General features: G+C 65.6%; 11 protein-coding genes. 6 read left to right on the plus strand and 5 right to left on the minus strand.

The features are described 5' to 3' along the window. Window positions 1-56: 56 nt before the first annotated feature. Entirely contained in the window at window positions 57-326 is a 270-nt protein-coding gene (locus D4766_RS14135) for a Flp family type IVb pilin (RefSeq protein ID WP_325049103.1), read from the minus strand. A 40-nt stretch (window positions 327-366) separates the two neighbouring features. Then, entirely contained in the window at window positions 367-603 is a 237-nt protein-coding gene (locus D4766_RS02470; RefSeq protein WP_120716020.1) for a Flp family type IVb pilin, read from the minus strand. Between the two features lie 452 nt (window positions 604-1,055). Here D4766_RS02470 and D4766_RS02475 point away from each other — a divergent pair, with 452 nt between their 5' ends. Beyond that, the gene (locus D4766_RS02475) at window positions 1,056-1,844 is read left to right on the plus strand and encodes a DUF2569 domain-containing protein (RefSeq protein ID WP_120716021.1); all 789 of its coding nucleotides are present in this window, start codon (window positions 1,056-1,058) and stop codon (window positions 1,842-1,844) included. A 23-nt stretch (window positions 1,845-1,867) separates the two neighbouring features. Here the strand turns inward: D4766_RS02475 and D4766_RS02480 are convergent, their stop codons facing one another. Further along, the gene (locus tag D4766_RS02480; RefSeq protein WP_120716022.1) at window positions 1,868-3,463 is read right to left on the minus strand and encodes an ATP-binding protein; all 1,596 of its coding nucleotides are present in this window, start codon (window positions 3,461-3,463) and stop codon (window positions 1,868-1,870) included. Continuing rightward, window positions 3,460-3,750, minus strand: coding sequence for a hypothetical protein (locus D4766_RS13685; RefSeq protein ID WP_162935630.1), 291 nt, complete (start codon window positions 3,748-3,750; stop codon window positions 3,460-3,462). The genes D4766_RS02480 and D4766_RS13685 overlap by 4 nt, the downstream gene beginning before the upstream one ends. 35 nt (window positions 3,751-3,785) lie before the next feature. On the opposite strand from D4766_RS13685, the gene D4766_RS02485 reads away from it, so the two are divergent. Continuing rightward, a complete protein-coding gene (locus D4766_RS02485; protein ID WP_120716023.1) occupies window positions 3,786-4,637 on the plus strand; it encodes an ROK family protein in 852 nt (283 codons plus the stop codon). A gap of 77 nt (window positions 4,638-4,714) precedes the next feature. On the opposite strand, the gene D4766_RS02490 is transcribed toward D4766_RS02485, so the two are convergent. After that, window positions 4,715-5,404, minus strand: a complete 690-nt coding sequence (locus D4766_RS02490; RefSeq protein WP_120716024.1) for a TetR/AcrR family transcriptional regulator — start codon at window positions 5,402-5,404, stop codon at window positions 4,715-4,717. A 137-nt stretch (window positions 5,405-5,541) separates the two neighbouring features. On the opposite strand from D4766_RS02490, the gene D4766_RS02495 reads away from it, so the two are divergent. The 4 genes from D4766_RS02495 (at window position 5,542) to D4766_RS02510 (ending at window position 12,501) form a co-directional block, all read left to right on the plus strand. After that, the gene (locus D4766_RS02495; RefSeq protein WP_120716025.1) at window positions 5,542-6,855 is read left to right on the plus strand and encodes a spinster family MFS transporter; all 1,314 of its coding nucleotides are present in this window, start codon (window positions 5,542-5,544) and stop codon (window positions 6,853-6,855) included. A 102-nt stretch (window positions 6,856-6,957) separates the two neighbouring features. Further along, window positions 6,958-9,267, plus strand: a complete 2,310-nt coding sequence (locus D4766_RS02500; RefSeq protein ID WP_120716026.1) for a TonB-dependent receptor — start codon at window positions 6,958-6,960, stop codon at window positions 9,265-9,267. Between the two features lie 7 nt (window positions 9,268-9,274). Continuing rightward, on the plus strand, window positions 9,275-10,933 hold the full coding sequence (locus D4766_RS02505; RefSeq protein ID WP_199798097.1) for a carboxylesterase/lipase family protein: 1,659 nt from the start codon (window positions 9,275-9,277) through the stop codon (window positions 10,931-10,933). Next, window positions 10,930-12,501: an AMP-binding protein gene (locus D4766_RS02510; RefSeq protein WP_120718011.1), complete on the plus strand. Its 1,572-nt coding sequence runs from the start codon at window positions 10,930-10,932 to the stop codon at window positions 12,499-12,501. The genes D4766_RS02505 and D4766_RS02510 overlap by 4 nt, the downstream gene beginning before the upstream one ends. Window positions 12,502-12,529 lie beyond the last annotated feature (28 nt).

The following is a 12,529-nucleotide window of genomic DNA, read 5'->3' on the forward strand; positions in this document are numbered from 1 at the left end:
ATGGGGCCGACCCCGAAAGACCGGCCCCCTTTTTATCGCGGTCGAATGCAAAGGCCTTAGCCTTCGCCCCCGGCATCGCCGCCGCCGGAACCCGCGCCGAAAGATGCACAGTCCGTAGCCGGATTGTAGGGAGCCGACGCCCCTGCCGGCTTGTCCACATTGCAGTTGTGAACGTCGGTCGCGGCACCACCAATCGCTGCGGTCACGTTGTTGCCCAGAGCCAGAGCCGCAGCGCCGATGCCAACGCCAACAATGGCGATAATCAGAGCATACTCAGCGGCCGAGGCGCCCGACTCGTCAACAATAAACTTCTTGATGAACGCCATGTCGAACCTCCTTTCTAAGTCCAGATGGACACCAGTTTGATCAGCAGGTCGCCGAGGCAACGTAAGGCGACGACGTGCCAGCAGTCGCGCCGCTGGGAGCCTTCTTGTCATTGCAGTTGTGCACATCGTTCGCGGCGCCACCGATAGCGGCCGTGACGTTGTTGCCCAGCGCGAGGGCAGCGGCACCGATGCCGACGCCAACGATGGCGATGATGAGCGCGTATTCAGCAGCCGAGGCGCCCGATTCGTCGGCGATGAAGTTCTTGATGAAAGCCATGTCAAAATTCCCCGTATCTTGCGCCGCGGTGGATGGTCCGCGACGCAATGTGTCCAAAGGCCCCCGGCGATTCCGGTGGACCCCTGCCCGAAGATGCGATGACCGAAGCGACCCTGTTATGTTTCCGATTGTCAAACCGGACTTACCGCCCGCTTCGACCATCAACGCTTCGTGACCCCCTAAGAATCCCCGTTAACGCCCAAAACGTCAAACCGAAAAAGTTCCAAAAAAGTTAAGTCGTATTTTCAGAGACTTAGCATTTTTCTTTGCTAAAGTTTTTGGTTAAGCACCCCCTTGCGCTGCTAAAAAACAACATCCAGCGGTTAACGAATCGCGCCCCCGAACTGTCCTGCGAATGCCGGAACGCCCCTGTCGCGATTCGCGAAGTTTCCTTAAGCTGCCACCCGTCGGCACGGGGAATCGTCCCCGGCCCGGGGGATAGACAGAACCGAATGGCAAATTTCCTCGTCCGTTACCGCGAGAAACTGATGCGCCGGAGCGAGGCGATCCCGCCCGCGCTCGAACGGATCGCGCTGGCGCTCGCGATCGGATGGGCCGGGGTGTTCTTCCTCTTCGCATCGCTGCGGATCCTGGCGTCGCCCCGATTCGCGAACGACAGTTCGCAGTGGCTCGGCGTGCTGCTGCCCTATGCCGCGATCGCGCTGGCGCCGCTCGCCGGGTTCGTGATCGGGGAGGCGGCCTTCCCCCGCGGGCACCGGACCGACCGGTCCCTCGCCCTCAGCCGCTGGGGCCGCTGGCGGCAACTCCGCATCGGCGAGGTGCGCCTCCACCGCCTGTTCGGGCCGGCGGGCTTCATGGCGTCGCTGCTGGTGGGCCTGCTGCTCAACGTAGTGATCCGCAGCGGCGAATTTCTCCTCTCCATCCCGGCACTCGCCAGTGACGCGCCGGCCTGGGCGCGCGAACTGTTCCTGCTGATGGCGGCCGACGTCGCGGTGATGGGCTTTTTCTACATGGTGAGTTTTGCCTTCGCGCTGCGTTCGGTCACGCTGTTCCCGCGGATGCTGGCATTCACTTGGCTGCTCGACGTGGCGATCCAGCTCCTCATCGCGCAGCGGATCGGCGCGATGCCCGGCCTTCCCGCCGAGGTGGCCGCCCCGCTCGCGGACCTGTTGCGCGGAAATATCCAGAAGGTCCTGATCAGCGCTTTCGTGTGGTTGCCGTACCTGATCCTGTCGGAGCGGGTGAACGTGACCTACCGGCACCGCACGCGCGCGGATTGAACCGCAGCGGCAAAGGGGCGGCTCTATCGCTCCGTCCGCCAGCGCCGGACGGTCTGTTCCAGCAGCTCCGCATCCGCCTGGTCGTTCGACCAGCTCTTGCTGAACACCGGGTCGGCGGATGCGGGTCGCTTGTGCTCTTCCAGCGTGTCGATCAGCACCCGCATCGGGATCGGCACCCCTTCGCCGCTGACGATGCATTCGCGGTTGCGCAAGGCCCCTACGCTTCCGGCGATGCTGCGCGCGCCTTCGGTCAGCGCGGCGACGAGGTCGCGCTGGTCCGACTGGTTGTTGAGCCGCAGCGACATGATCGTGCCGCATTGCGACAGCGCGGTCTCCGACAGTTCCGACGGGCGCTGGCTGATGAGGCCGAGGCATACCCCGTACTTGCGCCCTTCCCGCGCGATCCGTTCGAGCTGCCGCTCTACCGATCGGGTCGCCTCGCTCTTTGCGCGAGGAAGATACCGGTGCGCTTCCTCGCAGACGAGGAGGATCGGCGCGCGGCGATCGCGCGGGGCCCAGATCGCATAATCGAGGATCAGCCGCGCGAGCGTGGCGACGACGACGTTCACGATCTCGGTCGGCACGCCCGCCAGGTCGACGATCGAGATCGGCTTGCCGTGGTTGGGTATGCGCAGCAACTGGCCGAGCAGGTCCTGCAAGCTCGCATCGGCGAGGTCGGGGTTGAAGATGAAGTTGTAGCGGCGGTCGTGGAAGAACTGCTCGATCGTCAGCCGCAGGTGCGTGTAGTTCTGCGCGTTGGCGAGCTTTTCCAGGCGGCCCGCCTCTTCCTCCAGCACGTCGGTCAGATCCTTGAGCTGGTACGAAACCGGCGTGTCGGCGGTGATCCTGCCCGGTGCCTCTGCATGAATGTTGCGCTGGCGAGCGCGAAGCAGGACCTTGGCCATGATGTTCGCATCCACCGTGCGCTCCTCGCCCGTCGCCGCGATGAAGGCATCGCAATGCTCGTCGAGGTTGAGCGCCCAATACGGCAGCTTGAGGTTCGAAACGTCCCATACCTGCGCCGCATCGCCGAATGCATGCGCGTATTCGCCGTGGGGGTCGAAGATGATCACGTGCCCGTTATCAGAACGGCCGACGATCCGGTCGAGCATGAGAGCCACAGTGGTCGACTTGCCAGCCCCGCTCGAACCGACGACCGCGAAGTGTCGGCCCATCAGCATATCGAACAGGATGGGGGCGCGCACGCCTTTGGTGGGATAGACCGTCCCGAGCTGGATGTGCGGGGCATCCGGCGGCGCGAAGATCGTCGCCAGTTCCCCCTCGATCGCGAAGCGCAGCGGGTCGCCGGGCTGCGGGAACGAGGTCACGCCGCGGCGAAACGACTCGAGCGTGCCATCAGGCGCCAGACTTCCTTCGCCGATGTATTCGAGCACGCCGACGACCGCCGAGCCCGCGCCTGCCTCGCCGCGCATCTCCACCAGGTTGGCGAAGACCGCCGCATCGCCGACGTCGACACGGATAACGGCCCCGATCGAGCTACTCTCTCCGATATCCGATCCGCCGCCCCGCCCCGCGGAGAGGGCCTGCCGGTCGATCAGGCAGTGCGCCAACTGGCCGTCTGTGCCAAGGATGGTGCCGAGCTGCTCCGGTCCGGTCATGTAGTCCCCCAGTTCGCGATCCAGGTCGCACCGCCAGGCCCCCCGCCCGGTCCGGCGATCTTCGTAGCCAATCCATCCAAGATCGACAACGGGATGCGAAAGCCACCATCATGAACGAGCCCAAACGCGGCGCGCTCGTCATCTGCGGCAGGAAGGCTTATCGATACCGGGTGACTCAGCACGACTCGATCCTGCCTCGCATATTTCAAGGTAAATCCGGTCTTCACGGCACGACCGTTCGTTTGCGCTGCATGTGCGTCCTGCAACGGGATCTGGCGTGCGGTCACGATGCCATGTCTCTCGAGAGCGAGATCGAGCACCGATGATCGGCGGGATCGAGGCGGGCGGCACCAAGTGCGTGCTGGCGGTCGGCCACTCCCCCGATGCTATCACCGCGACCCACACCATTCCTACACGCGCGCCGCGAGAAACCATCGCCGAAACTACAGCCTGGTTCGCCGCGCAGCCCGCCATTTCGGCGCTCGGTCTCGCTACCTTCGGCCCCGTGGGACTCGATCCGCGGCGGCCCGACTTCGGCCACATCCTCGCCACCCCCAAGCCGGGCTGGAGCGGGTTCGATTTCGCAGGGGCTTTGGCCCGCGAACTGCGCGTCCCGGTAGCAGTCGAGACCGACGTCAACGCGGCCGCGCTCGCGGAAGCGCGAGCCGGTCTCGGCGTTGGATCGCTCGCCTACATGACCGTCGGCACCGGCATTGGCGTCGGACTGGTCGTCGAAGGACGCTGCGTCCACGGCGCCGCGCACCCGGAAATGGGCCATTACTATCCGCGCCGACCGGCCGGCGACGACCCGTTCGCCGGCGTATGCCCGTTCCACGGCGATTGCCTCGAAGGGCTGGCGAGCGGACCGGCGATCCTTGCGCGCTGGGGCGCGACGCTGTCCGACCTGCCCGGCGATCATCCCGCGCACGAGCGTGTTGCATATTACCTCGCGCAGGCCTGCCATACGTTGTTCGCGGCGACATCGGTGGAAACGGTGGTCGTCGGCGGGGGCGTTTTCGACACACCCGGCCTGCGGGATCGGATCGCGCGCATCTGCACCGAACTCGACGCCGGTTACCTCCCCGGCGGCAAGCGCCACCGCGTGGCCGCGCCGCATCTGGGTCATCGATCTGGCATCACCGGTGCGCTCACCCTCGCGCAACACGATCGCTAGCCCGCCGGCGCGCCCGGCTGCAAAGTATTCGGTGTCGCGTTTAGGTCAGAAGCAGTCCGTAGGGTGACTTCGTCTTCCTATCCGGTGTACGATCGACTGCAGATCTCACGGATACCGGCCGCCATGAAATCGGCCATGCGAGCCTTGATCGCAGGGAAATCGTCCGAGCGGCATAGGCCGTCCGACAACTTGTCGATCCTGCCGGTCCGCGCCAGCGTGAGCATCAGGGCACCCGTGGTAAAATGGTAGCCCCAGAACAGGTCTTCCTCGGCGGCTTCGGGCAGGGCTTTCTTCAGCAGGCCGATCAACCGGAGGATGAGCGGATCGAAATGCTCGTCCATCAGTTCGGCGCCCCATTCCGGGGTGTTGGAAACCTGCGCACCCAGCTTGGCATAATTCTGCCAGCCCTCGCCGCCCTCGATGTAGGTGTCGAGATCGGTGTCGAGGAAGGCGTGCAACGCGCCTTCCACCGTTACCGCATCGCCCACCGCGGCCTCGTACTCGTCGAGCGCGCGCTGGCGCCTCTCGCTGGTAACGACGGCGCGGCGCGCGAATACCGCGTCGAACAGCGCCTTCTTGTCGTCGAAATAGTAGTTGAGAAGCGTGTGATGGACGCCGACCTTGGTCGCGACATCCTTCAGCGTAACGCCGTGCAGACCGTGCTGCGAAAACAGTTCTTCAGCCGCATCGTAGATTTGTTCGAGCGTCTCGGCACGTTGCTCCGCCTTGCGAGAACGGCGCACCGGCTTCCTGGTTGCTGTCGTCATGGTCCGCTCACTCCCGCCAAACCGGTGTGCCGTCAAGGCAAGCTCCGTCCAACACGTTCACACACGAGAGAGCGTATATTGACAGGCCTGTGAATGTATTGTCAAACGACCGGCATAACGACATTGGGAGATGGACCGTGGAACAAGCGAACCCTGCGGCAGGGACCGCGCCGGTGCTCGCAACGGGCGGCGGTAAGAGGGCAAAGCCGGGTCTCGTGCTCGTCGTCCTCACGTTCGTCTACATCCTCAATTTCCTGGACAGGCAGCTTCTCGGCATCCTGGCGAAGCCGATCCAGGACGAATTGCAGATCACGGACGGGCAACTGGGCCTCATCGGCGGTCTCTATTTCGCGATGTTCTACTGCTTCATCGCAATCCCGGTGGGCTGGCTCGCCGATCGCACAAGCCGGGTCGGCGTATTGTCGATCGCCTGCGGCATCTGGAGCGCGGCGACCATCGCCTGCGGACTCGCCCGCACATTCCCGCAACTCGTCTTCGCCCGCATGGCCGTGGGTTTCGGCGAGGCGGGCGGCGTGCCGCCGTCCTACGCGCTGATCACGGACACCTTTCCGGCCGGACGGCGGGGCTTCGCCTTCGGCATTTTCAACCTCGGACCGCCAATCGGGGCGGCGCTCGGCATTGCGCTCGGCGCGACGATCGCGGCAGTTTTCGATTGGCGCGATGCGTTCATCGCGATCGGCGCGATCGGCGTCGTCACCGCGGTCGCCCTCCCCTTTCTCATCCCCGAACCGCGGCGCGGAGCGACGGACGACGGCCATACCGGAACGCCACCGGAAGCCGCGCCATTCTGGGGGACGGTCCGCGCATTCTTCGCCAACCCGGTCCTGACGCTCGCGGCCTTCGGAAGCGGCGCGACCCAGTTCGTCACGTACGGCCTCGGCAACTTCGCGGTGCTGTTCCTGATGCGGGAAAAGGGCATGACGCTGACCGAAATCGCAGGCTGGTACGCGCTCGTTATCATCGTGGGGATGGGCGGCGGGATGATCGCGTCCGGCAAGCTGATCGACCGGTTGAGTCTGCGATCCCGCAAGGCCTTCGCAACCGCGCCGGCGGCATCGCTCGCGATAGCAGCGCCGTTCTACCTCGGGTTCGTCTGGGCGCCATCCTGGGAACTCGCGCTGGCGCTTCTGACGATCGTGATGTTCTTCAACTACTTCTACCTGTCGTGTTCGGTCACGCTGGTGCAGGAGGAGGTCGCGCCCAACCAGCGCGTCCTCGCCGGCGCGCTGCTGCTGCTGGTCATGAACTTCATCGGCCTCGGCCTCGGCCCGACGTGGGTCGGTGCGGCGAGCGACTGGTTCGCGGCACACGGATCGAGCGCGAACTCGCTGCAACTGGCGCTCTACACCCTGACGCCGTTCTACCTCGTGGCCATCGCGTTGTTCATGTGGCTGGCCCGGGTAATCGGCAAGCAGGAAGCCGCCCGGTAGGATACTCTCACTCGAGAGAGTGAATGTTGACACGAGAGTGAATTGCGTATCTATCGCTGACTTATCGGCGGCCGAGAACCGCCACGAATCGGGAGAGAATGTATGAGGAGCCGCCTGCTCACGTCCGCCGCGCTCGTCGCCGTCCTGTCGGCGGCCCCGGCCTACGCCCAATCCACGACCGCCAGCACCAGTGCGCCAAACGATCCGCGTCAGGAACGCGCTATCGAGGATATCTCGCCGGCCGCGGAAGAGGCTGCCGATAACCAGATCGTAGTCACCGCGACTCGGCGGCAGGAACGGCTGCAGGATGTGCCGCTGTCGGTCACCGCGTTCCAGCAGGAAGCGATGAGCGAGAAGGGCCAGGTCGGATACGAGGATCTCGCCCGAGAGACGCCGGGCGTGGTAATGAACAAGCCGACCGCCAACTTCAACAACTTCACCGCACGCGGCATCGCCACCAACGGTTACGGCGCAAACCTTGCCAGCAACGTCGCCATCTATATCGACGAACTGCCGATCTCGGCCAACGGCAACTCGACGATCCTCGACCCCACCCTGTTCGACGTGGAGCGGGTCGAGTTCCTCCGCGGACCGCAGGGCACCCTGTTCGGCGCGAACTCGCTGGCCGGCGCGATGCGGATCATCACCCGTGCGCCCAACCCGAACAAGTTCGAAGCGGCGGCCCTGGTCGACTTCGGCCTGACCGACGGCGATGCCCTGCGCCAGCGCTACAACGGGATGGTCAACATCCCGCTCATAGACGGCAAGCTCGCCTTGCGCGGCGTCGGCTATTACCGGCACGAGGAAGGCTGGGTCGACAACGTCGGCACCGGAATCAAGAACGCCAACACGCTCAAGGCCTATGGCGGCCGGGCCAGCATTCTTGCCGAGCCGGTCGACGGCCTGTCGATCCGCGCGACGCTACTCCACGAAAACAGCAAGCCGGAGGATTCGGGCCTCATCAACCCGCTGCGCGGCGACTACGTCCGTCTGTCGGATCGGCCGGACCGCTTCTGGGCGAAGTTGACCAGCGCCAACGTGACGGTCAACGCCGACCTCGGGTTCGCCGACCTGACCAGTTCGTCGACCTACGCGACGTTCGATCAGACGTTCATTCTCGATCTGGCCGGTACGTTCGCGCAGGCGTTCCCCTTCGCGCTCGATGCCTACGCCTACGACGACATCTTCGTGCAGGAAACGCGCCTTGCCTCTCAGAGCGACGGGCCGTTCGAGTGGTTGATCGGCGGCTTCTTCTACGACAAGCGCCGCGACGTCGACTACAACTACCGCTCGCGCAGCGACTTCCTGCAGGCGCGCGGCCTGACCGGCCTGCCGGGCGAGGTCTACAATCAGTTCGGCGTCCACATCAACCAGCGCGAACTCGCCGGGTTCGGCGAATTGACCTACCGCTTTTCCGACCGGTTCTGGGTGACCGGCGGGGCGCGTTACACGTCGAACGAAACGCAAGGTTTCACCGAGGCGGGCGGCTACAACAGCAACTACCTCGTCGCCGGCATCCTGGGCCTCAGAAACATCCCGCTCACCGTCACGCCCGTCCCCGCGGCGGCAGGTCGCCGGCTGTCGGACGGGCAGCTGTCCTACAAGGGTAGCGTATCGTTCAAGCCGGTGCCGAGCACGACAGTCTATGCGACGATCTCGACTGGCTTCCGCAGTCCGGTGGTGAACGCCAATGCCGGACGCGTCAGCCTCGTCAATCCGAACGACATCGTCATTCCGGCTGGCGCGGATTCGGACGATCTCACGAACTACGAGATCGGCGCGAAGGGTAGCTGGCTGGGCGGCAAGCTCTCGGCAGCGATCGCGGCGTATTACATCGACTGGAAGAACATCCAGGTGCAGGTCAACCGCACGTCCGACCAGCTCCAGTTCGCCACCAACATCGGTGCCGCGGTCAGCAAGGGCATCGAGTTCGAACTCGCCCTGCGCCCGGTCGCCGGCCTCAGCCTGCTCGCCAACGGGTCGATCAACGATTCCAAGATCACCGAGCTGACCGCGCAGGAAGCGGCCATTTCGGGCGCGGTCGACGGCCTGCAGCTTTCGGGGCCGAAGTTCCAGGGTTCGGCGACGGCGCGCTACGACTTCCCGATCGGCGCATCGAGCGACGCGTTCGTGTCGGGCACGGTCCAGCACGTGGGCAAGTTCCCCGGCCTGTTCCCCAACCTTCCGGGCAACCCGGGCGTTCGCAACCCGACGTTCGACTTCACCGAAACGTATGACGTGGTGAACCTGCTGGCAGGGGTGGAGATCGGCGCTGCGAAGATCACCGCCTATGTCGAGAATCTGCTCGACAGCAAGAAGATCACCTACGTCCATCCCGAGGCGTTCCTCGACAGCCGGTATGCCCGGCTGCGTCCGCGGACCTTCGGCGTGCGCGTCGGCTACGACTTCTGATCGTCCGATGAAGGGACTGGGCTTCGCCGCGATGGCCGCCGGGGCGCTGGCGGCGGGGGGATGCGCGAGCATGCCTTCCCCGCCCCTCGCCGCCGAGCCGCTGGCAACCGCGCCGGCCGGCTCGTTCCAAGGCACGGCCGATGGCGATGTGCGCGTGTGGCGCGGCATCCGGTATGCCGAAGCACCGGTGGGACCGCTGCGGTGGAAGCCGCCGGTGGCTCGGGCGGATGCGGACAGCGAAGTCGCCGCGACCGAGTTCGGTGCATCGTGCGTGCAGCCGCCTGCACGGGCGGACCTCGCTACCATCTATCTCGACGACCCCGGGCCGCTGAGCGAGGACTGCCTGTCGCTCAACGTCTGGTCGCAGAAGGGTGCGCGCAAGGCGCCGGTCATCGTCTGGATACACGGCGGCGCGCTCGTCAGCGGATCGAGCCGGCTCGGCATGTACGACGGCGCGCATCTCGCCCGCAAAGGCGCGGTGGTCGTCTCGATCAACTACCGCCTGGGCGTTCTTGGTTTTCTCGCACACCCCGCCCTCAGCGCGGAATCGCCCGAGGGAATCTCGGGCAATTACGGACTGCTCGACCAGATGGCCGCGCTGCGCTGGGTCCGGCGCAACATCGCGGCGTTCGGCGGCGATCCCGAGAACGTGACGATTGCCGGTGAATCGGCTGGCGCGTTGAGCGCGATGTACCTGATGGCATCGCCCCGGGCACACGGACTGTTCGACAAGGCGATCGCGCAGAGCGCCTACATGGTTTCGGTGCCCGGCCTGAAGGCGCCGCTCAACGGACATCCCGCAGCCGAGGCTGTCGGCGCAGCGGTGCAAAAGGCCGCGGCGGCGCCCGATCTCGCCGCGCTGCGGGCCGTCCCCGCCGACGAACTGGTGGCGAAGGCCCCGACCGCCGGTTTCTATGCGCAAGCGACGATCGATGGCAAAGTCCTGCCGCGCCAGATAACCGACGTGTTCGACCGCGGCGAACAGGCGAAAGTCCCCCTGATCGTCGGGTTCAATCAAGGCGAAACGCGTTCGTTGCGCGGGCTCGTACCTCCGGTGCCGGCCAGCGCGCGCGACTACGAGGCTGCCATTCGCAAGTCGTACGGCAAGGATGCGGACCGTTTCCTGCGCGCCTATCCGTCGACCGATGTCGAGGAGAGCATGTTGCTGGCGGTGCGCGACGCACTCTACGGCTGGACTTCCCAGAGGATGGCAGCCGCGCAGGCCCGCGCAGGGGCGGCATCGTACCTCTATCTGTTCGATCATGGCTACCCGGCGGCCGACGAGGCGGGCCTCCACGCCTTCCACGCATCGGAACTGCCCTACATGTTCGGCACGATGCGCCAAACCGCACCGGCATGGCCGACGATCCCCGATACCGCCTCAGAACGTGCGTTGTCCGATGCGATGATGGACTATTGGACCAGCTTCGCACGCACCGGGCACCCCGTGGCAGCGGGCCAGCCGAATTGGCCGGTCTTCGGTGCCGGGCTGCGTTACATGCACTTCGCCGAAAGCCCGATCGTCGCGGCCGACCCCCTGGGCGACAGTTACGCCTTGTACGAGGAAACCGTCTGCCGCCGCCGCGCCGATGGCACGGTGTCGTGGAACTGGAACGTCGGCGTCGCGGCCCCGCCCGCGAGCCCTGAAACGGACCTGTGCCGATGACGCCCGGCAGCCTGCAGCCCTATGCGCTGACGGTCGACAAGTTTCTCGACCATGCGGGCAAATGGCATCCGAATGCCGAAATCGTCACCGCGGGCGAAGACGGGCGTTCGACCCGCGCGACCTATGCCGAAGTGCTCGATGCCGCACGGCGCATTTCGGGACGGTTGGCGGACTTGGGTGTCGCCGAAGGCGATACGGTGGCGACGCTCGCCTGGAATAGCCGCGCGCACGTGGAGCTGTGGTACGCGGTCATGGGCATGGGCGCGGTCTGCCATACGCTCAATCCGCGACTGGCCGCCGAAAGTTCGGCGGAAATGGCCCGTCAGTCCGGCGCACGAATTCTCGTGGCCAGCGCCGATCTCGGCCCTCTGGCGCAGGAGATCGCCGACCACGCAGCAGGGATCGAGACGGTATTCGTGATCGATGGGTCGCACGCCGCCCTGCCCCAATTCGCTGGCCGTTCGGGGGCGTCGCCGGCCTGGGGCCAGTTCGACGAGAACACCCCGTGTGGCCTGTGTTTCACTTCAGGCACTACCGGTGATCCGAAGGGCGTCACCTACACCCACCGCGGCAACTACTTGCATACGCTGCGGCTGCTTCAGGCCGATGTCGCTGCGATCTGTTCGAGCGACGCGGTGCTCGTCGCAGTGCCGATGTTCCATGCCAATGCGTGGGGCCTGCCGTTCGCGGTGCCGGCGGTCGGCGGAAAGCTCGTCTTGCCCGGCCGCCATCTCGACGGCGAGAGCCTGGCCCGCCTGATCGTCGAGGAGGACGTGACCATTGCCGTCGGCGTGCCGACCGTCTGGATGGCATTGATGGATCATCTCGATGCAGCGGGGCTTGAAGTGCAGACCTTGCGCCGCATCATGGTCGGCGGCGCGCCGATGCCGCAGGCGCTGATGGAGCGTATCGAAGCCCGCGGCATCGAGGTTCAGACCACCTGGGGCATGACCGAGCTGTCGCCGCTCGGCACCGCGACACCGCCCGGCCTGTCCGGCCGCGACCCGTCGACTGCGGGTAGGCCCGCGTTCGGCGTCGACCTGCGCGTTACCGATGCGGATGGCAACGCGCTGAAGTCGCAACGCGGTGAGGAAGGTCACTTGTGGGTGAAGGGCCCCGCCGTCGTCGATCGCTATTTCGGCCATGCGAACCCGGCCACCCGCGAGGGCTGGTTCGCTACCGGTGATCTCGCGGTCGTCGACGAGGACGGCTACCTCACGATCACCGGCCGGTCGAAGGATCTGATCAAATCGGGCGGAGAGTGGATCAACCCTGCCCAGATCGAAGCTGCGGTCGGCGCGCATCCCGATGTCGCGATGGCCGCGGTTATTGGGCGCGAGGACGCCAAGTGGGGCGAGCGGCCGATCCTCATCGTCGAACTCGTGGATGGGGCCCAACCGTCCGACGCCGACCTGCTACGCCCGGTGCGGGAGACGTGCGCCGGTTGGTGGGTGCCCGACGCGGTCATCCGGTTGCCGGCAATCCCCCTCGCGGCGACCGGGAAGATCGACAAACGCCTGCTGCGGCAGGAATTCGGGCGCGCGCCGGCAGAGGTCGCCGAAACGTAATCGGTCTGCGACGACGGCACGCATGAAG

This window comes from Tsuneonella amylolytica (assembly GCF_003626915.1).
GTDB classification, from domain to species: Bacteria; Pseudomonadota; Alphaproteobacteria; order Sphingomonadales; family Sphingomonadaceae; genus Tsuneonella; species Tsuneonella amylolytica.

Bases quoted from the DNA above. Each gene is read 5' to 3' on its own strand.
- D4766_RS14135 (WP_325049103.1), bottom strand. From the start codon at position 326: ATGGCGTTCATCAAGAAGTTTATTGTTGACGAGTCGGGCGCCTCGGCC.
- D4766_RS02470 (WP_120716020.1), bottom strand. From the start codon at position 603: ATGGCTTTCATCAAGAACTTCATCGCCGACGAATCGGGCGCCTCGGCT.
- D4766_RS02475 (WP_120716021.1), top strand. From the start codon at position 1,056: ATGGCAAATTTCCTCGTCCGTTACCGCGAGAAACTGATGCGCCGGAGC.
- D4766_RS02480 (WP_120716022.1), bottom strand. From the start codon at position 3,463: ATGACCGGACCGGAGCAGCTCGGCACCATCCTTGGCACAGACGGCCAG.
- D4766_RS02485 (WP_120716023.1), top strand. From the start codon at position 3,786: ATGATCGGCGGGATCGAGGCGGGCGGCACCAAGTGCGTGCTGGCGGTC.
- D4766_RS02490 (WP_120716024.1), bottom strand. From the start codon at position 5,404: ATGACGACAGCAACCAGGAAGCCGGTGCGCCGTTCTCGCAAGGCGGAG.
- D4766_RS02500 (WP_120716026.1), top strand. From the start codon at position 6,958: ATGAGGAGCCGCCTGCTCACGTCCGCCGCGCTCGTCGCCGTCCTGTCG.
- D4766_RS02505 (WP_199798097.1), top strand. From the start codon at position 9,275: ATGAAGGGACTGGGCTTCGCCGCGATGGCCGCCGGGGCGCTGGCGGCG.
- D4766_RS02510 (WP_120718011.1), top strand. From the start codon at position 10,930: ATGACGCCCGGCAGCCTGCAGCCCTATGCGCTGACGGTCGACAAGTTT.